13 protein-coding genes, 2 tRNA genes, 3 rRNA genes and 1 riboswitch (1 of these 19 only partly in view) are annotated in these 20,313 nt (G+C 36.5%); of the genes, 17 read left to right on the top strand and 1 reads right to left on the bottom strand.

The window, feature by feature from the left end; genetic code table 11:
• The 6 genes from ACXIHB_RS00975 to ACXIHB_RS01000 all read left to right on the top strand — a co-directional run.
• Positions 1–957, top strand: a 16S ribosomal RNA gene (locus tag ACXIHB_RS00975) (it extends 567 nt beyond the left edge of the window).
• A gap of 130 nt (positions 958–1,087) precedes the next feature.
• Positions 1,088–1,161 (top strand) — tRNA-Ile (locus ACXIHB_RS00980).
• A gap of 84 nt (positions 1,162–1,245) precedes the next feature.
• Positions 1,246–1,319 (top strand) — tRNA-Ala (locus ACXIHB_RS00985).
• A 234-nt stretch (positions 1,320–1,553) separates the two neighbouring features.
• Positions 1,554–4,425, top strand: a 23S ribosomal RNA gene (locus ACXIHB_RS00990).
• Positions 4,426–4,524: 99 nt separating this feature from the next.
• Positions 4,525–4,633 (top strand): 5S ribosomal RNA (rrf, locus tag ACXIHB_RS00995).
• Together the 16S, 23S and 5S rRNA genes with 2 tRNA genes alongside form the textbook arrangement of a ribosomal RNA operon.
• Positions 4,634–5,022: 389 nt before the next feature.
• Positions 5,023–6,306, top strand: coding sequence for an acetyl-CoA hydrolase/transferase family protein (locus tag ACXIHB_RS01000; protein WP_462098669.1), 1,284 nt, complete (start codon positions 5,023–5,025; stop codon positions 6,304–6,306).
• 12 nt (positions 6,307–6,318) lie between these two features.
• On the opposite strand, the gene ACXIHB_RS01005 is transcribed toward ACXIHB_RS01000, so the two are convergent.
• Positions 6,319–7,062, bottom strand: coding sequence for a DUF542 domain-containing protein (locus ACXIHB_RS01005; RefSeq protein WP_173361162.1), 744 nt, complete (start codon positions 7,060–7,062; stop codon positions 6,319–6,321).
• Positions 7,063–7,334: 272 nt separating this feature from the next.
• Here ACXIHB_RS01005 and msrB point away from each other — a divergent pair, with 272 nt between their 5' ends.
• The 11 genes from msrB to ACXIHB_RS01060 all read left to right on the top strand — a co-directional run bounded on the left by msrB (position 7,335) and on the right by ACXIHB_RS01060 (position 20,309).
• Positions 7,335–7,781 (top strand): peptide-methionine (R)-S-oxide reductase MsrB, encoded by a 447-nt coding sequence (gene msrB, locus ACXIHB_RS01010; RefSeq protein ID WP_462099325.1) that lies wholly within the window; start codon positions 7,335–7,337, stop codon positions 7,779–7,781.
• A gap of 8 nt (positions 7,782–7,789) precedes the next feature.
• Positions 7,790–8,320, top strand: a complete 531-nt coding sequence (msrA, locus tag ACXIHB_RS01015; protein WP_462098670.1) for a peptide-methionine (S)-S-oxide reductase MsrA — start codon at positions 7,790–7,792, stop codon at positions 8,318–8,320.
• A gap of 3 nt (positions 8,321–8,323) precedes the next feature.
• Entirely contained in the window at positions 8,324–9,892 is a 1,569-nt protein-coding gene (locus tag ACXIHB_RS01020; RefSeq protein WP_462098671.1) for a protein adenylyltransferase SelO, read from the top strand.
• A gap of 184 nt (positions 9,893–10,076) precedes the next feature.
• A riboswitch (SAM riboswitch) is annotated at positions 10,077–10,190 on the top strand.
• 131 nt (positions 10,191–10,321) lie between these two features.
• A complete protein-coding gene (locus ACXIHB_RS01025; RefSeq protein WP_281979371.1) occupies positions 10,322–11,614 on the top strand; it encodes an O-acetylhomoserine aminocarboxypropyltransferase/cysteine synthase family protein in 1,293 nt (430 codons plus the stop codon).
• A 133-nt stretch (positions 11,615–11,747) separates the two neighbouring features.
• Positions 11,748–15,146 (top strand): bifunctional aspartate kinase/homoserine dehydrogenase I, encoded by a 3,399-nt coding sequence (gene thrA / locus ACXIHB_RS01030; protein ID WP_462098672.1) that lies wholly within the window; start codon positions 11,748–11,750, stop codon positions 15,144–15,146.
• 299 nt (positions 15,147–15,445) lie between these two features.
• A complete protein-coding gene (locus ACXIHB_RS01035; RefSeq protein WP_462098673.1) occupies positions 15,446–16,612 on the top strand; it encodes an O-succinylhomoserine sulfhydrylase in 1,167 nt (388 codons plus the stop codon).
• Positions 16,613–16,635: 23 nt separating this feature from the next.
• Complete coding sequence (locus ACXIHB_RS01040) at positions 16,636–17,043, top strand: RrF2 family transcriptional regulator (RefSeq protein WP_047789518.1); 408 nt, start codon at positions 16,636–16,638, stop codon at positions 17,041–17,043.
• Positions 17,044–17,160: 117 nt separating this feature from the next.
• Entirely contained in the window at positions 17,161–17,415 is a 255-nt protein-coding gene (locus ACXIHB_RS01045; protein WP_073182924.1) for a DUF2061 domain-containing protein, read from the top strand.
• Positions 17,416–17,426: 11 nt separating this feature from the next.
• Complete coding sequence (locus tag ACXIHB_RS01050; protein ID WP_159495372.1) at positions 17,427–18,035, top strand: phosphoadenosine phosphosulfate reductase domain-containing protein; 609 nt, start codon at positions 17,427–17,429, stop codon at positions 18,033–18,035.
• Between the two features lie 11 nt (positions 18,036–18,046).
• Entirely contained in the window at positions 18,047–18,952 is a 906-nt protein-coding gene (gene cysD, locus ACXIHB_RS01055) for a sulfate adenylyltransferase subunit CysD (RefSeq protein WP_196781629.1), read from the top strand.
• Positions 18,953–19,061: 109 nt separating this feature from the next.
• Positions 19,062–20,309 (top strand): sulfate adenylyltransferase subunit 1, encoded by a 1,248-nt coding sequence (locus ACXIHB_RS01060; protein ID WP_462098674.1) that lies wholly within the window; start codon positions 19,062–19,064, stop codon positions 20,307–20,309.
• The last annotated feature ends 4 nt before the right edge of the window (positions 20,310–20,313 follow it).

Here is a 20,313-nt window from a genome sequence, read left to right on the forward strand (position 1 = left end):
AAGGGTCCGCAGGCGGTCAATTAAGTCAGAGGTGAAATCCCATAGCTTAACTATGGAACTGCCTTTGATACTGGTTGACTTGAGTTATACGGAAGTAGATAGAATAAGTAGTGTAGCGGTGAAATGCATAGATATTACTTAGAATACCGATTGCGAAGGCAGTCTACTACGTATATACTGACGCTCATGGACGAAAGCGTGGGGAGCGAACAGGATTAGATACCCTGGTAGTCCACGCCGTAAACGATGGACACTAGTTGTTGGGATTTGTCTCAGTGACTAAGCGAAAGTGATAAGTGTCCCACCTGGGGAGTACGATCGCAAGATTGAAACTCAAAGGAATTGACGGGGGCCCGCACAAGCGTGGAGCATGTGGTTTAATTCGATGATACGCGAGGAACCTTACCAGGGCTTAAATGTAGAGTGACAGGGGTAGAGATACCTTTTTCTTCGGACACTTTACAAGGTGCTGCATGGTTGTCGTCAGCTCGTGCCGTGAGGTGTCAGGTTAAGTCCTATAACGAGCGCAACCCTTATCGTTAGTTGCTAGCAGGTAAAGCTGAGGACTCTAGCGAGACTGCCGGTGCAAACCGTGAGGAAGGTGGGGATGACGTCAAATCATCACGGCCCTTACGTCCTGGGCTACACACGTGCTACAATGGTATGGACAATGAGCAGCCACAACGCGAGTTGGAGCGAATCTATAAACCATATCACAGTTCGGATCGGAGTCTGCAACTCGACTCCGTGAAGCTGGAATCGCTAGTAATCGGATATCAGCCATGATCCGGTGAATACGTTCCCGGGCCTTGTACACACCGCCCGTCAAGCCATGGAAGCTGGGGGTGCCTGCCTGAAGTCGGTTACCGCAAGGAGCTGCCTAGGGTAAAACTGGTAACTAGGGCTAAGTCGTAACAAGGTAGCCGTACCGGAAGGTGCGGCTGGAACACCTCCTTTCTAGAGAAAGATGGTGAGTTACAATAGAGGTTAATTTTGCTCTTTGCTGTTAATTTTAAAAAATAGACTAAGATCTTAAAAATGAGATAATTTTTAGATGTTTGATATTAATATCTAAGCTGTCTAAGACAGTCTCGTAGCTCAGCTGGTTAGAGCGCTACACTGATAATGTAGAGGTCGGCAGTTCGAGTCTGCCCGAGACTACAATTTTAAGACTAAGTAAAGGAAATTCTAGAAGTTGGGATTCACAATTCATAATTCTGAATTCATAATTTTGAATTTGCAATTGGGGGATTAGCTCAGCTGGCTAGAGCGCTTGCCTTGCACGCAAGAGGTCATCGGTTCGACTCCGATATTCTCCACTGGGCAATGTCCAGAGATAATAAGAATTATTATTTCTGAGAGTATTGCAGGCAGATTGTAACTAACAAGTTTAATTACTTGTCAGTGGCGACTCGCCACAACGTTCATTGACATATTGGTAAAATGATATCGTAAAGAATCAAGATAGAGAGTTAGATAATATCTAACAACATATTTTTATAAGAACAAGAATTATAAAGAGCTCGTTGTAGCGCAAGCTACAGCAAAAAGTACAATAAGCTAAATAAGGGCGTATGGAGGATGCCTAGGCTTTCAGAGGCGAAGAAGGACGCGATAAGCTGCGATAAGCTACGGGGAGAAGCACATATTTTATGATCCGTAGATTTCCGAATGGGGCAACCCGTCATGTTGAAGACATGTCACACCTTCGGGTGAGCAAACGTGGTGAACTGAAACATCTAAGTAACCATAGGAAGAGAAAACAAAAGTGATTCCGTTAGTAGTGGCGAGCGAACGCGGATTAGCCCAAACCAATGTTGTTACGGCAATATTGGGGTTGTAGGGCTGCGACATTAGAATCTAAGAGAACTGGAATCGTTTGGAAAGACGAACCGCAGAGAGTGATAGTCTCGTACAGGTAATCGAAGAGGATATAGCAGTACCCTGAGTAGTGCGGGACACGTGTAATCCTGTATGAATCCACCGGGACCATCCGGTAAGGCTAAATACTCCTGAAAGACCGATAGTGAACTAGTACCGTGAGGGAAAGGTGAAAAGAACCCTAAGTAAGGGAGTGAAAGAGAACCTGAAACCGTACGCCTACAAGCGGTCGAAGCACATTTACTGTGTGACGGCGTGCCTTTTGCATAATGAGCCTACGAGTTACTGTTGCTAGCAAGGTTAAAGATTTAAGGTCTGGAGCCGAAGCGAAAGCGAGTCTGAATAGGGCGGTTATAGTTAGTAGTAGTAGACGCGAAACCGAGTGATCTACCCATGGGCAGGTTGAAGCTGTGGTAACACACAGTGGAGGACCGAACCAGTTGACGTTGAAAAGTCTTTGGATGACCTGTGGGTAGGGGTGAAAGCCAATCAAACTCGGAAATAGCTCGTACTCCCCGAAATGCATTTAGGTGCAGCGTTGAATAAAAGTTTTATAGAGGTAGAGCTACTGATTGGATGCGGGGGCTTCACCGCCTACCAATTCCTGACAAACTCCGAATGCTATAAAATGTTTTTCAGCAGTGAGGGCATGGGTGCTAAGGTCCATGTCCGAGAGGGAAAGAACCCAGACCATCAGCTAAGGTCCCCAAATATATGTTAAGTTGAAAAAACGAGGTTTGACTGCCCAGACAGCTAGGATGTTGGCTTGGAAGCAGCCATTCATTTAAAGAGTGCGTAACAGCTCACTAGTCGAGCGGTCGAGCATGGATAATAATCGGGCATAAACATATTACCGAAGCTATGGACTTTTAAAAGTGGTAGGGGAGCATTCTATATGTGCTGAAGGTGTGCTGTGAGGCATGCTGGAACGTATAGAAAAGAAAATGTAGGCATAAGTAACGATAAAGGGGGCGAGAAACCCCCTCACCGAAAGACTAAGGTTTCCTCAGCGATGCTAATCAGCTGAGGGTTAGTCGGGACCTAAGGCGAATCCGAAGGGAGTAGTCGATGGACAACAGGTTAATATTCCTGTACTTCTTATAATTGCGATGGGGTGACGGAGTACTGAAAGCACCGCGAACTGACGGAATAGTTCGTTGAAACATTTAGGTATTAGACTGGTAGGCAAATCCGCTGGTTTAGCTGAAGTGTGATAGTACCACAAGTCTTCGGATGCGTGGATAGTGTGCCTAAAAACTTCCAAGAAAAACCTCTAAGCTTCAGATTATAAGAACCCGTACCGTAAACCGACACAGGTAGTTGGGATGAGAATTCTAAGGTGCTCGAGAGATTCATGGCTAAGGAACTAGGCAAAATAGACTCGTAACTTCGGGAGAAGAGTCGCCAACAGCAATGTTGGCCGCAGTGAAAAGATCCAGGCGACTGTTTATCAAAAACACAGGGCTTTGCTAAATTGAAAGATGATGTATAAGGCCTGACACCTGCCCGGTGCTGGAAGGTTAAGTGGAGTTGTTAGCTTCGGCGACGCAATAAAATGAAGCCCCAGTAAACGGCGGCCGTAACTATAACGGTCCTAAGGTAGCGAAATTCCTTGTCGGGTAAGTTCCGACCTGCACGAATGGTGCAACGATCTGGATACTGTCTCAGCCATGAGCTCGGTGAAATTGTAGTATCGGTGAAGATGCCGATTACCCGCAGCGGGACGAAAAGACCCCGTGAACCTTTACTATAGCTTCGTATTGACTTTGGATAAGTAATGTGTAGGATAGGTGGGAGACTTTGAAGCGGCGTCGCTAGGCGTTGTGGAGTCATCCTTGAAATACCACCCTTTGCTTATCTAGAGCCTAACTCAGCAATGAGAACAGTGCGTGGTGGGTAGTTTGACTGGGGTGGTCGCCTCCAAAAGAGTAACGGAGGCTTCTAAAGGTTCCCTCAGCACGCTTGGTAACCGTGCGTAGAGTGCAATGGCATAAGGGAGCTTGACTGAGAGACATACAGGTCGATCAGGTACGAAAGTAGAGCATAGTGATCCGGTGGTTCCGCATGGAAGGGCCATCGCTCAAAGGATAAAAGGTACTCCGGGGATAACAGGCTGATCTCCCCCAAGAGCTCACATCGACGGGGGGGTTTGGCACCTCGATGTCGGCTCGTCACATCCTGGGGCTGGAGAAGGTCCCAAGGGTTGGGCTGTTCGCCCATTAAAGTGGCACGCGAGCTGGGTTCAGAACGTCGTGAGACAGTTCGGTCTCTATCTGCTGTGGGCGTTAGAAATTTGAGTGGATCTGACTTTAGTACGAGAGGACCGAGTTGGACTGACCTCTAGTGTATCTGTTGTCTCGCCAGGGGCACTGCAGAGTAGCTACGTCGGGAAGGGATAAGCGCTGAAAGCATATAAGCGCGAAACCCACCACAAGATGAGATTTCTTTAAAGGGTCGTGGAAGATCACCACGTTGATAGGCTATAAGTGTAAGTGCAGTAATGTATGTAGCTGAGTAGTACTAATAACCCATAGGCTTATGTACGTATCCCGGTCCTAGTGGCCGGGAGCAAACTCTTTGATGATTTAGGATATGATTTTACTAATATGTTAACTTTTACAGTTGAAATATACTGAAACGATTTAAGGTGATTATCGCAATGGGGCTCACCTCTTACCATTCCGAACAGAGAAGTTAAGCCCATTAGCGCCGATGGTACTGCCACAGGTGGGAGAGTAGGTCGTTGCCTTTCTTTATTAAACCTCAATCTTTTAAAGATTGAGGTTTTTTTTTGATCTTTATTTTCGAGGGTATTATTGTAGTAAAAGCACGTTATACTGAATCAACTCACCTTATTGAATCTTCACTAAAGAAGATGTCACTATAGAAATGCCTACCGCGTAGTTTTTAATCCTTTCCTTGTTACTTTCAATCTTGATAAAGATCCTCAAAAACAACCGTATTTTAATGTTTAATATTCAACAGGAAATAGTTATACAGATGGGCTTTAGAATAACTATGAAATTAAGCCCTAGAAAAACTATAAAATATACTTTTGTCTAAAAATAAGTCTATGTATGATTTTTATCATTTATTTAAATAAGGTTTATGGGGAAATTTGCAGAGTAAAACTTTAGAATAATGAGAAAAGAGATTTGTATTGTTACGGCTGCAGAAGCTGTAAGTATTGTAAAATCAAATGATAAAATTTTCTTTCAAGGAGCAGCAATGACTCCTAATTTATTAATTGATAGCTTGTGTAATAGATATCATGAGTTAGATGATATAGAGATTATTCAAATCCACACACATGGTAAGGCAAAGTATTTAGAAGAACCATATTGTAAATCCTTTAAACTAGTTAGCTGTTTTGTAGGTGATAATGTAAGAAAAGGAGTAAATACTAATAATGGAGATTATATTCCTATTTTTTTAAGCGAAATTCATTGGTTATTCCGCCGAAATATTTACTCATTGGATGTAGCTTTTATTCAAGTTTCTCCACCAGATAAACATGGCTATTGTTCGTTGGGGACTTCAGTTGATATTACATTACCAGCTATTCAAACAGCAAAAACAGTTATAGCTCAAATTAACCCTAATGTACCTAGAACTCATGGGGATGGAATTATTCATATGAGTAATATAGATTATGCTGTAGAGGTTGATGTTCCAATACATACTTCTGAAATAGGAATACCTTCAGAAATAGAAAAAAAAATTGGGCAAAATATAGCTGAACTAATAGAGGATGGTGCAACATTACAAATGGGAATAGGTAATATACCAAATGCTGTATTACATAACTTAAAAAATCATCAACGATTAGGAATTCATACAGAAATGTTTTCTGATGGAGTACTACCATTAATAGAAAGAGGTGTAATTACTGGTGAAGAAAAAGAGGTTAAAACAGGAAAGATAGTTACTTGTTTTGCCGTAGGTTCACAAAAGTTATATGATTTTATAGATGATAATCCTCTAGTACATTTTAAAGAGGCCGGTTATACAAATGATACTTCTATCATAAAGAAAAATCCTAAAGTAACAGCTATAAACAGTGCTATTGAAATAGATTTAACAGGACAAGTTTGTGCTGATACTATTGGGCAATACCAATATTCTGGAGTTGGTGGTCAAATGGATTTTATTAGAGGAGCTTCATTATCAAAAGGAGGAAAAGCCATTATAGCAATGCCTTCTGTTACCACAAAAGGAATTTCAAAAATTACTCCATTTTTAAAAGAAGGAGCAAGTGTAACTACGACCAGAGCTCATGTACATTATGTTGCTACGGAATATGGAGTGGTTAATTTGTTTGGAAAAAGTTTAAAAGAAAGGTCAAAAGCACTAATTTCTATAGCGCATCCTAATTTTATAGAAGAGTTAGAAAAAGAAGCTTTTAATCGATTTAAAAAGCTATAAAAAAGGGAGTGTTTAAACACTCCTCCTTTTTTTATAATAATTTGTTTTTTTTTCTAATTCTAGTGCTTTTCTATGCAGTATGTTGTGTTCTAAATGTATATGATGATATAAATCTTGTTCAAACTCTTCAAGTTTAATGTAAAGATCTTTATACGTATTAGAGACACTTTCTGGAATAGAGTAGTTATCTGTTAGTTTAGCTATTTCTCTAAAAAGATTATTAATTTCTTCATGTTCGTATTCTAACATTTTTATAGGAGTATGTATCGTGATAAATGAAGGAATACTTATTTTTTTATGCCCTTTGTTAGCTGCTATTAGCTGTTTTATATAAGGGAAAAGTATTTGTTCTTCTTTTTGAAGGTGAGATAGAACTTCAGAAGAAGCTTTTCTAAATAGTTTATTAATTTTTAATAGTTCAGGATGTGTATTACCATAGGTTTTTATAACTTCATTTATATATTGAGAAATTATAGGTAAACTTTCTTTTACATAAGAATGATGTACATTTTCAATATAAAGAGTTAAAAAGTTTAAACTCCAAGTGTTATAATCTTGAAGTACATCACTAACGCTTTCAACATTTTCTAATTCACTTTTTAACGTATTTAAGTTTATTTTATTCTTTTGGCAGACTTTATTTATTGTTATATTTCCTTTGCAGCAAAAATCAATTCCATATTTCTTAAAAATAGGAGCTGTTTTTATATTCTCTATTACATAATCAGCGACTGTTCTATTATCTAAGACATTCATTATTTTTTTATTTTAGTAAATACTGATAAAAGCTTGTAATTTGTAATTATTTTAACTTAAATTATGTTATAAGTAAGAGGTATAGTGGTTTTTATTACAAATTAATAGGTAAAAGATGATTTAAAACATGATATAAATCATCCTTGAAAAAATTATTTAATTATCTTTTAAATTATGATTAAAGTTTTAGAGAGAATCATAGCTTTGTAAGTAACAAAGAAAAGAAACTACTAATAAGTTAAATAAAACGAAAGAGCAGGATGAGCGACAAAATTTTAACTTGGAAAAACGTAATTAATTTTGCAGTTAATGGCAATCCAACACCTGATAAAAGAGTGGAAAAAACAGCAACAGAATGGCAAGAACTTTTAACTACTGAACAGTTTAGAGTTACCAGACAAAAAGGAACAGAAAGACCAAATTCAGGAGCATTGTGTAGTGTTTATGATGCTGGCAAATATAAATGTGTATGCTGTGGCACACCTTTGTTCGATTCAACGATTAAATTTAGTTCAGGTACCGGGTGGCCTAGTTTTACACAACCTATAAAAGAGAATGCTATTCAATATGAAAAAGATACTACTTTTGGTATGGTACGCGTAGAAGTAATGTGCAACACTTGCGATGCTCATTTAGGACATGTTTTTCCAGATGGACCAGAACCAAGCGGACTACGTTATTGTATTAACTCTGCATCAATGATATTAGATACTGAATAAGAAGAAATATGAAAATATTAACTGTTGGTGGAGGCTGTTTTTGGTGTGTTGAAGCCATTTTTAATCAAATAGAAGGCGTTGAAAAAGTGGTTTCAGGTTATATGGGAGGAACCGTTCCAGGAACACCAACTTATAGAGAAGTATGTTCTGGTTTAACAGGACATGCAGAAGTAGTACAAGCAACGTTTAACCCAGATATTATAAGTTATGAAGAGTTATTGGTAATGTTTATGACAAGTCACGACCCAACAACGTTAAATAGGCAAGGAGCTGATGTAGGAACCCAATATCGTTCTGTAATTTTTTATCATACAGAAGAACAACAACAAATTGCTGAAAAAGTAGTAGAAAAGTTGGCACCTTATTATGAAGATGAAATTGTAACAGAAATAAGCCAAGCATCCACATTTCATAAAGCAGATGAGAGTCATCAAGATTTTTATGAAAAGAACAAAGATCAAATGTATTGTGTAGTTGTTATTTCGCCTAAATTGGCAAAATTAAAAAAACTGTATGCAAGCAAATTAAAAGAACAATAGAACGTGTTAAAATTCAATATACAAAATACCTTTACTAAAGAATTACCTGCTGACCCAGTTCAAGAAAATACAAGAAGACAGGTTACAGAAGCTTGTTTTTCGTATGTAACACCTAAAAAAACATCCGATCCGAAAATTTTACATGTTTCAGAAGAAATGGCAAATGAGTTAGGGCTTTCAGAAACAGCAATAGCTTCAGAGGAATTTAAGAACATTTTTACAGGGAATCATGTATATAAAAGCACACAACCGTATGCGATGTGCTACGGCGGACATCAATTTGGACATTGGGCAGGACAATTAGGAGACGGTAGAGCAATTAATTTATTTGAAACAGTCTATGATAATAAAAACTGGGCTTTGCAGTTAAAAGGAGCAGGAGAGACACCATATTCGAGAAATGCAGACGGATTAGCAGTCTTGCGTTCCTCTATTCGTGAGTATTTGTGTAGTGAAGCTATGTATCATTTAGGAGTTCCTACAACAAGAGCGTTATCATTGGCATTGTCTGGAGATGAAGTATTAAGAGATGTAATGTATGACGGAAACGCTGCCTATGAAAAAGGAGCAATCGTATGTAGAATAGCCGAGTCTTTTTTACGTTTTGGTAGTTACCAAATATTTCCTGCCAGAGGAGATATAAAAACATTAAAAGCACTAGTTGATTATACTATTAAACATCATTATCCTCATTTAGGTGAACCTTCAAAAGAAACGTATGTTTCCTTTTTTCAAGAGGTAGCAGAGCGTAGTTTAGAAATGGTAATTCACTGGCAACGTGTAGGTTTTGTACATGGAGTAATGAATACCGATAATATGTCGATTTTAGGTTTAACTATTGATTATGGACCTTATGGATGGTTAGAAGGTTATGACCATGGATGGACACCAAATACAACGGACAATACACAAAAACGTTACAGATATGGTTCGCAACCAGAGGTGGTTTTATGGAATTTATATCAGTTGGCAAATGCTTTATATCCTTTAATTGAAGAAGCAGAACCTTTAGAAGCAGTTTTGGAAAATTACCAAGGGCAGTTTCCTGAAAAGTATATGCAAATGATGCGAGAAAAATTAGGACTTTTTTCTTCGCAAGAATTAGATGGAACGTTAGTTTCAAACCTTGAAGAAGTACTTCAAAAAATAGAAACAGACATGACTATTTTTTTTCGATTGTTGTCAAGCATTTCAAAAGATGATAGCATAGAGGAAGCAATCAAAAAAATAGAAAAAGCATTTTATACGCCTTCAGAAGTTGTAGACGAAATAAAAAAATCTTGGGAAAACTGGTTCCAAAGTTATATAGATAGATTACAAAACGAAACTGTTTCAGATGAAGACAAAAAAGAGAAAATGAATGCTGTAAATCCGAAATATGTACTCAGAAATTATATGGCACAATTAGCCATTGATGATGCAAATAAAAATGACTTTGTATTGTTAAATGAGTTATATTTACTGCTCAAAAATCCTTACGATGAGCAACCAAAATATGAAAAATGGTTCGCAAAACGACCAGAATGGGCTCGAAATAAAGTAGGATGTTCTATGTTATCTTGTAGTTCTTAAGATAAAAATTTATATAAATTTTTTATTTAAATAAAATATTATAAAACACAGATTTTGAGTTGTTTATGTTTTGTTGTTAAAAATAATTCAAAATACTTTTTTAAATAAAAATCAAAATAAATTTGGAAAATCCATTTTTATAATTGAATATTTGTGCTCGTAAAAGTTCAAACACTTATTGACGATGTTATCAAGAAAGGTGGAGGGATTAGACCCTATGAAACCTTAGCAACCCTTTGTGCAAACAAAGAAGGTGCTAAATTCTACCAGAGCGTAAAAACTCGTGGATAGATAACCCAAAGAAGTTTCTTTAATATCTACAAGAATCTTCTTATAATTTCTTAATAACATTTTTCTAGTAAGCAACATCTAAAAATAGATGTGTTTTGGCTTTTGGTTTAATTTTTTATTAACTCAAAAACAAGAAAAATGAGTACACAAAAATTCGCAACAAACGCGTTGCACGCAGGACATGATGTAACACAAAATGGAGGAACAAGAGCAGTTCCTATTTATCAAACTACTTCGTATGTTTTTAATGATGCAGAACATGCAGCAAACCTGTTTTCGTTAAAAGAATTGGGATTTATTTACACCCGATTAAACAATCCCACCAATCAAATTTTGCAAGATCGTTTAGCTGCTTTAGAAGGTGGTATAGGAGCTGTAGTTTTTGCTTCGGGAACAGCAGCTATTTCGACTGGATTATTAACTTTATTAAAGGCAGGAGACCATATCGTAGCTTCGAGTAGTTTGTACGGAGGAACCTACAATTTATTAAATGTCACTTTACCAAGATTGGGTATTACTACTACGTTTGTAGATGCTTCAAACCCTGATAATTTTTCGGCAGCAGTACAAGAGAATACTAGAGCCTTTTTTGTTGAATCTCTAGGGAATCCGAAGTTAGATGTATTGGATTTAAAAGCTATATCAGCGCATGCGAAAGAAGCAGAAGTTCCTTTCATTGTGGATAATACCGTAGCAACACCTGCTTTATTAAATCCGATAGAACACGGAGCTAACATTGTAATTCACTCCTTAACAAAATACATTGGAGGACAAGGAAACTCGTTAGGAGGAGCCATTATTGATGCAGGAACTTTTAATTGGGCAAATGGGAAATTCCCTGAATTTACAGAACCTTCAGCAGGATATCACGGATTGGTATATCACGAAACTTTAGGAGCAGCATCGTATACATTTAAGCTGATTTTAGAAGGCTTACGTGATTTTGGAGGGGCATTAAGTCCGACAAACGCATTCAACATCATTCAAGGATTGGAAACCTTAGAAGTACGAATTCAAAAGCATAGTGAAAATGCCTTGAAACTAGCAAAATGGTTACAAGAACAAGAAGAAGTTGCTTGGGTAAACTATCCAGGGTTGGAAGACAACAAGTACAAAAACTTAGCAGATGAATACTTACCAAAAGGTCAAAGTGGATTGGTAACTTTTGGAGTAAAAGGAGGTTACGAAGCTGCTAAAACCATTGCTGACAATACCAAACTCTTTTCATTACTAGCCAATATTGGAGATACTAAATCTTTAATTATTCATCCAGCAAGTACTACGCACCAACAATTGAGTGATGAAGCTCAAGAAAGCACAGGAGTTACTAAAGACTTAATCCGTTTATCAGTTGGTTTGGAAAATATTGAAGATTTAAAAACCGATTTACAAGAAGCTTTTGCTCAAATTCCTAAAGAAGTATTGGCTTAAAATAAACCGCGTTAGGGATTGAAGTGGCATCCTTTTGTTGTCAGTTCAAGTTTGCGAAGCAAGTATCGAGAACCAACAAAAGATATAACGGAAAGCCCGACCCTTTAGGGGAACGCCCATAAAAATATAGGTAATGAAAAATGATTTGCAGCATATTAATATTCTTAGTTATACCACATTAAGCGGTACACAATTCGATACAATTCCGTTAAGCTATCAAGTTTTTGGAAAAGCATTGGGTACCGCTCCTGTGGTACTTATTAACCACGCACTCACAGGAAATAGCAATGTTGCAGGAAACCAAGGTTGGTGGCAAGATTTAATAGGAGAAGCCAAGGTTATAGATACTAATGAATATACCATTTTGTGCTTTAACATTCCAGGAAATGGTTATGATAATTTCTTAATAGATGATTACAAAAGTTTCGTAGCACGTGATATTGCAAACATTTTTCTACAAGGGCTAGAACAACTCAACATAACACAATTATTTGCGTTGATAGGAGGATCTTTAGGAGGTGGAATAGCATGGGAAATGGCTGTGTTGAATCCGAAAATTACCAAGCATTTAATTCCTGTAGCAACTGATTGGAAATCGACCGATTGGTTAATAGCGAATTGTCAAATACAAGAGCAATTTTTAACCAATTCTAGTAACCCTGTGCACGATGCACGTATGCATGCAATGTTGTGTTACAGAACACCAGAATCGTTTAAAAAACGTTTTCAGCGTTCAAAAAATGAAGAGTTACAGATTTTTAATGTAGAAAGCTGGCTGCTACATCACGGAAAAAAATTACAAGAGCGCTATCAGTTAGCATCCTATAAATTGATGAATCAGTTATTAAAAACCATCGATGTAACAAAAGGAAGAGAAGAGCTAGATGTATTAGAGAGAATCGAGGCAGACATCCATATTGTAGGCGTAGATTCCGATTTGTTTTTTACTGCGGAAGAAAACAGAGAAACACATAAACAACTGGCATCTGCCCATGCGAATGTAACCTATAATGAAATTAATTCAGATCATGGGCATGACGCTTTCTTAATAGAATACAAGCAATTAGAAAAAATTATTGAACCTATATTCAATCAAAAATCAACAAATAAAAGAATGAAAATTTTAAAGTTTGGCGGAAAATCTTTGTCGAATGAAGGGATACAAAATGTAGTGTCTATCATAGAACAGAAAATTAATAATGGAGAGAAGATAGCAGTGGTAGTATCTGCAAGAGGAAATGCTACAGATGAACTGGAAGAACTCTTAGAAAGAGCTGCTAAAAATGAAGCTTTTAAAGAACAATTAGAAGCGTTTCGATATGAGCAAACAAAATTAACTCCGTTGGTAGATTTTTCTACGGAATTTAATCGCTTAGAAAAGTTGTTTGAGGGAGTTAGTTTGTTAGGAGATTATAGCCAAAAGATAAAAGATGAAGTGTTAGCTCAAGGTGAGTTATTATCGATAAAAACGGTAACCGACTTGTTGCAACAAAAAGGAATCAATGCACTAGCTACGGATTCAAGAGCGTTGTTAAAAACGGATGAAACAGTAGGAAAAGGACAATCAATAATTGAGGTGTCTAAAGAAAATGTGTTAAATCATTTTAAGCAGTACAACGGAACAACTGTGAATGTGGTAGCGGGGTTTATAGCTTCAAACTTAAAAAACGAAACTACTACGTTGGGTAGAAACGGAAGTAATTACACAGCCTCGTTGTTAGCGAACTATCTAGATGCTGAAGAGTTGCAAAACTACACGCATGTTGATGGAATCTTCACGGCAAATCCTGATTTGGTGGCAGATGCTAAGAAGATAGAAGTATTGTCATTTTCAGAAGCAAATGAATTGGCAAACTTTGGAGCGAACATCTTACACGCCAAAACAATTATTCCGTTGTTAGAGAAGAATATCAATCTACGAATTTTAAATACCTTCAATCCTAACGATAATGGAACGCTTATTACAGCAAAGTCAACCTTAAAAGGAATCAAATCATTATCGGTTTTAGACAAGGTTGCTTTAATAAACTTTGAAGGAAGGGGGTTATTAGGTAAAGTCGGAGTTGATGCGCGTATTTTTAAAGCATTGAGCAATCACGGAATTAGTGTGAGTATCATTTCACAAGGTTCTTCAGAAAGAGGAATTGGTTTAGTGGTCGACAAATCGAATGCAACTGCTGCTGTAAAAGCCTTAGAGCAAGAGTTTGAAAATGACATACAAACAAAAGATGTAAATCAAATTTCGATACAGGAAGAAGTATCTGTAATTTCAATTATTGGGCAAGATTTAAGTGAGTTTCATCAGCCATACAACGCTTTAATTAAGAACCAAATAGTTCCCTTGTTATTCAACAATACCATTACAGGTAAAAATGTGAGTTTGGTAGTGAAGAAAGAGCAATTACACAAGGCGTTGAATGTGATTCACGGTCAAGTATTTGGAGTTGCTAAAAAGATAAACATAGCTGTTTTTGGTAAAGGATTAGTTGGAGGAACCTTGATTGAACAAATTTTAGAGAACTCAAAATCAATTTTAGAAAGACGTAAAATTCAATTGAACATTTTTGCGATTGCCAATTCTAAAAAAGTGTTGTTAGCAAAAAATGGAGTTGGAACTAATTGGTTGAATGAGCTTGAAAAAGTAGTAGACGATAAGCATACAGTTGATAGTGTAATTGACTATGCAAAAGAACATCATTTAGAAAACTTAATCGCAGTAGACAATACAGCTAATTTAGATTTTATAGAGAATTACATTCCATTAGTCAATGCTGGATTCGACTTAGTTTCTTCTAACAAAATAGCCAATACCGTTTCGTATGATTTTTATAAAGAACTACGTAAAACCTTAGATAAAAACAAGAAGAGTTATTTGTACGAAACCAATGTTGGTGCAGGTTTACCATTGATTGATACGATTAAATTATTGCACGATTCAGGAGAGAATATTACGAGAATTCGAGGAGTGTTTTCAGGATCATTAAGCTATTTATTCAATAAATTTTCTTCGGAAGGCGTAACATTTTCAACGGTGTTACAAGAAGCCATTGATAAAGGGTTTACAGAACCAGATCCTCGTGAAGATTTATGTGGAAATGATGTTGCTAGAAAACTATTGATTTTGGCACGTGAATTAGATTTAGAAAACGAATTTGAGGATATTCAGATAGAAAACTTGATTCCAGAGGAGCTTAGAGAAATATCTTCTGATGAGTTTTTAGGAAACTTAGAAAAACTAGATGCTACATTTCAACAGCAAAAAGAAGCGCAAGAAGAGAAACATGTACTGAGATATATCGGAGATTTACATGGAGACTTACAACAAACAAAAGGAGAGTTAGATGTAAAATTAGTATCTGTACCAGAAAATTCACCTTTAGGAAGTCTAAAAGGTTCAGATGCCATATTTGAAATTTATACGGAGTCTTACGGAGAACAACCTATTGTCATTCAAGGAGCAGGAGCAGGATCAAAAGTTACAGCCAGAGGAGTGTTTGGAGACATTTTACGATTAGCCAAGAATAATAACTAGAAAAGAGAACAAAGAAAATAGAGATAAGATTTACTAAAGCCTTTGTCAGTTCGAGTGATTTTTATGGAGTGTTAACGAAGTAAAAATTGTATCGAGAACTATTAGAATACTTCTCGATACAAAATTATTTTTATTTCATTTCAATAATTTTACTCGAAGTGACATCAGAAAAAAGGAATAGAAAACTTAAAAACAAGAACCAAGAAAATAGAGCAGAGAGAAAAGATATAAGAGCTAAGCCCCATAAATCTTGATTCTTTTACCTAGAAGCAAAGCGGTCAAACATCTAAAAAAATAACATGAGCAAAAATTTTGAAACACAAGCCATACGAACACAAACAGAACGTACACAATTTTCTGAGCATTCTACACCCTTATACCTAACCTCAAGTTTTGTATTTGACGATGCTGAAGATATGAGAGCGTCGTTTGCTGAAGAAAAGCAACGAAACTTATATAGCCGATTTTCAAACCCGAATACCACAGAATTTGTCGACAAAATAGTGGCTATGGAAGGTGCCGAGGCGGGATATGCGTTTGCAACCGGTATGGCAGCTGTATTTTCAACTTTTGGAGCTCTGTTAAATGCGGGAGATCATATTGTGTCGTGTCGCTCTGTTTTTGGGTCAACTCATAGTTTGTTTACAAAGTATTTACCTAAATGGAATATAGAAACGAGTTATTTTAAAATTAATGAGGTAGATAGGATTGAAAGTTTAATTCAGCCGAATACAAAAATATTGTATGCTGAAACTCCAACAAATCCAGCAGTTGATATTTTAGATTTAGAGTTGTTAGGAAGCATTGCAAAGAAGCACAATTTATTGTTAGTGATAGATAATTGTTTTGCAACTCCGTACTTACAGAATCCTATCAAATTTGGAGCAGATTTGGTTATTCACTCAGCTACAAAACTAATAGATGGACAAGGTCGTGTCTTAGGAGGTGTTGTGGTAGGAAAAGAGGAACTGATAAGAGAAATTTATTTGTTTTCAAGAAACACTGGACCTGCAATGTCGCCATTCAATGCTTGGGTGCTGTCTAAGAGTTTAGAAACTTTATCGATACGAGTGGAAAAACATTGCGAGAATGCGTTGAAGGTGGCGCAGTTTTTAGAAGAGCACCCGAAGGTGAACTTGGTAAAGTATCCATTTTTAAAGTCGCATCCACAGCATGAAATTGCAAAAAAGCAAATGCGATTGGGAGGGAACATTGTCGCTTTTGAAGTAAAAGGAGGTATTGAAGCTGGACGCAACTTTTTAAATAGTATAAAAGTATGCTCATTATCGGCAAATTTAGGAGACACACGAACGATTGTAACACATCCAGCATTAACCACTCACAGTAAGTTAAGTGAAGAAGATCGATTAGAAGTAGGAATAACAGATGGATTGGTACGATGCTCGGTAGGACTAGAAAATGTAGAGGATATAATTAACGATTTAAATCAAGCATTAAATAATTAAGAAGTAAAGCATATATTTGTGATATGCTTTCTAAGAAAACAAAATACGGAATTAAGGCGCTTACTTTTATTGCAAAACAAGAAAAGGGCACTATGGTACAAATAGCTACCATTTCAGAAAACGAAAATATTTCGCATAAGTTTTTAGAAAGCATATTACTTACCTTACGAAAATCAGGAATTTTAGGAGCAAAAAAAGGAAAGGGTGGAGGCTATTATTTGCTAAAGCCTGCGAGCGAAATTAAAATGACTGATGTTATTAGAACACTAGAAGGACCTATTGCTATGGTGCCCTGTGTTAGTTTGAATTATTACGAAAAATGTGATGACTGTCCAGATGAAGAAGCATGCTCAGTACACAAATTAATGATTCAAGTAAGAGATAATACGCTACAAGTACTTCGTAATAACACACTTGCAGATTTAGTGTAGTATTAACAAATTGTAAAATTCAAATATTTTTTTGATTTCCCCTTGGAGAATTAAAAAGCATCTGTATATTTGTCGACTTAAAACCTAGTATTCCGATAGGGTAATGGTATTTTAAAAATGATTGTAGAACAAGTAGTAGAAAATAAAGCTAATTATAAAGAAGATAAGCTTTCTGAAAAGCCACTAAGAAGCATTATAAAATCAATAAGTTGGAGAGTTGTTGGTACCATAGATACAATATTAATATCATGGGTAATTACAGGACAAGTAAAAACAGCTTTTTCAATTGGAGCTGTAGAATTAGTAACAAAAATGCTACTGTATTTTTTTCACGAAAGAGTTTGGAACAGTATTAAATGGGGCAAAAAATGAGTATAGAAACAATGAATTTAGAAGCAGTAAACGCAGAGTTAAAAAACAAATCTCCAAAAGAGATTATTGTTTGGGCATTACTACAAGCAAATAAAGCCGTAGTAACTACAAACTTTCGTCCCTATGAAGGAGCCATTTTACACGCAGTAGCATCAGTAAAAAACAGTATAGATGTTATTTGGTGTGATACAGGATATAATACTCCACAAACCTATAAACATGCTGAAGAGTTAATTGAAAAATTACAATTAAACATTCAGTTGTATGTACCTAAACAAACGGTAGCACACAGAAACATCACTTTAGGATTACCAACAGTTGATGACCCAAAACATGCGGTATTTACTGAGCAAGTGAAGTTAGAGCCTTTTAAAAGAGCGATGGAAGAACATAAGCCAGATGTTTGGTTTACGAACTTAAGAAAAGGACAAACAGCTTTTAGAGATAGTATTGATATTGTTTCAAGAAGTAAAGATGGAATATTAAAAGTGAGTCCGTTTTACCATTGGTCAGATGAGAAGTTAGATGCTTATTTAGAAGAGCATCAATTACCTAACGAGTTTAAGTACTTCGATCCCACAAAAGTAGAAAGTAACAGAGAATGTGGTTTACATATTTAAAGAACATGATTATGAATACAGAAACGATACAAGTAGGAGCTTTAGAAAGTGAAGCCATATATATATTAAGAGAAGTAGTCGCGCAATTTGAAAAACCGGTGTTATTGTTTTCGGGGGGCAAAGATAGCATAACACTGGTGCGACTTGCTCAAAAAGCATTTTATCCAGCAAAAATTCCATTCCCTTTATTACATATCGATACAGGACATAATTTTCCTGAAACGATTGAATTTAGAGACCGTTTGGTAGAAGAATTAGGTGTTGAGTTAATTGTTCGTCAAGTACAAGACAACATTGATGCTGGTAAAGTAAAAGAAGAAACAGGAAAGTACGCGAGCCGAAACATGCTACAAACCGAAACGTTATTAGATGCCATTGAAGAATTTGGTTTTGATGCATGTATCGGTGGAGCGCGTAGAGATGAAGAAAAAGCGAGAGCTAAAGAGCGTATTTTTTCAGTAAGAGATGATTTTGGGCAATGGGATGAAAAGAATCAGCGCCCAGAGTTGTTCGACATGCTAAATGGAAGAATTGATTTAGGTCAAAATGTACGTGTTTTTCCAATTTCTAACTGGACAGAGTTAGATGTTTGGTCGTATATACAACAAGAGAAAATTGAAATTCCATCCATCTATTTCGCTCATAAAAGAGCCACTTTTATTAGAGACGGGTTAATCTGGTCTGCAAACGATGAAGTTGTGTATAGAGAAGAGGAAGAAGAAGTACAAGAGCGTATGGTTCGTTTTAGAACCGTAGGAGATATGAGTTGTACGGCAGCAGTTTTATCAGATGCAATAGATATTGATACAGTAGTAGACGAAATAAGAGAATCTTCCATATCAGAAAGAGGAGCAAGGATTGATGATAAACGATCTGAAGCAGCAATGGAAAAACGTAAACAACAAGGATATTTTTAAAAGGGTTTTTTCGCTATTAGCTCTTGGCTGTTAGCGATATGAAAATTAATAATAATATAAAACTAGGCAAGTGCTAAAGGCTAATAGCCAATCGCCAACAACATAAAATATGAACGTAGTAAAAATAGCAACAGCAGGAAGTGTAGATGACGGAAAGAGTACACTAATAGGGCGCATTTTATACGATACAAAATCATTAACCCAAGATAAATTAGAAGCAATAGAAGAAAAAAGTAAACAACGTGGGTTTGATTACTTAGACTTTTCTTTAGCCACCGACGGATTGGTAGCAGAACGTGAACAAGGAATTACTATTGATGTAGCTCACATATATTTCTCAACACCAAAAACAAGCTTTATCATAGCCGACACTCCAGGTCATATTGAGTATACCAGAAACATGGTTACTGGAGCATCAAATTCTCAAGCCTCTATCATTTTGGTAGATGCCAGAAATGGAGTGGTAGAACAAACCTATCGTCACTTTTTTATCAATAATTTATTGAGAGTAAAAGATGTGATAGTAGCTGTAAACAAAATGGATTTGGTTGACTTTTCAGAAGAAAAATTTAACCAGATTAAAGGTGAGATAGAATATTTAGCAAAGAAGAGTGACTATCAAAATCAAAATATCACATTCATACCTCTTTCAGCTTTGAAAGGAGATAATGTTGTGAAGTCTTCAGAAAACACCCCTTGGTATAAAGGAGAAACATTATTGAATCACCTTGAAAACTTGGGGTCTGAAGATACGCAAGAAGTATCAAAAGCACGTTTCCCAGTGCAAACAGTTATTCGACCTAAAACGGATGAGTATCATGATTTTAGAGGATATGCTGGGAAATTGTATGGAGGTGATTTAGCAGTAGGAGATAGTGTAACGGTATTACCATCAGCAACAAAATCTACCATAAAAAGCATTCAATTTTTTGATAAAGAATATGCAAGAGCAAAAAGAGGAAGCTCTGTGAACATCACCTTAGAAGACGATGTAAATGTTAGTAGAGGAGATATGTTGGTGAAAACAGGAGAAGAACCTTCTGTGGTAAAACAATTAGAAGCTACTATTTGTTGGATGGATAAAGCACCATTACAAGTTTCTCAAAAATATTACATCAAGCATGGTGTAAATGATGCGCAAGCAAAAATAACAGAACTAACATCTTTAATTCGTACCGATTTTTCTGGAAAAGAAGAAACTCCAACTCAATTATCACTAAACGAAATTGGAGAAGTGAGTTTAAAAGTAAGTAAACCATTGTTTGTTGATTCATATGAGGAAAACAAAGCTAACGGAGCCTTTATAATCATCAATCCAAAAACCAATACCACATCAGGAGTTGGTTTTATCAAGTAAATAA

This window comes from Tenacibaculum sp. IMCC1 (assembly GCF_054906355.1).

Coding starts and splice junctions, on each gene's coding strand:
- ACXIHB_RS01045 (WP_073182924.1), top strand. CDS start 17,161: ATGATTGTAGAACAAGTAGTAGAAAATAAAGCTAATTATAAAGAAGAT.
- ACXIHB_RS01060 (WP_462098674.1), top strand. CDS start 19,062: ATGAACGTAGTAAAAATAGCAACAGCAGGAAGTGTAGATGACGGAAAG.
- cysD (WP_196781629.1), top strand. CDS start 18,047: ATGAATACAGAAACGATACAAGTAGGAGCTTTAGAAAGTGAAGCCATA.
- ACXIHB_RS01050 (WP_159495372.1), top strand. CDS start 17,427: ATGAATTTAGAAGCAGTAAACGCAGAGTTAAAAAACAAATCTCCAAAA.
- ACXIHB_RS01005 (WP_173361162.1), bottom strand. CDS start 7,062: ATGAATGTCTTAGATAATAGAACAGTCGCTGATTATGTAATAGAGAAT.
- ACXIHB_RS01000 (WP_462098669.1), top strand. CDS start 5,023: ATGAGAAAAGAGATTTGTATTGTTACGGCTGCAGAAGCTGTAAGTATT.
- ACXIHB_RS01040 (WP_047789518.1), top strand. CDS start 16,636: ATGCTTTCTAAGAAAACAAAATACGGAATTAAGGCGCTTACTTTTATT.
- ACXIHB_RS01035 (WP_462098673.1), top strand. CDS start 15,446: ATGAGCAAAAATTTTGAAACACAAGCCATACGAACACAAACAGAACGT.
- thrA (WP_462098672.1), top strand. CDS start 11,748: ATGAAAAATGATTTGCAGCATATTAATATTCTTAGTTATACCACATTA.
- ACXIHB_RS01025 (WP_281979371.1), top strand. CDS start 10,322: ATGAGTACACAAAAATTCGCAACAAACGCGTTGCACGCAGGACATGAT.
- msrA (WP_462098670.1), top strand. CDS start 7,790: ATGAAAATATTAACTGTTGGTGGAGGCTGTTTTTGGTGTGTTGAAGCC.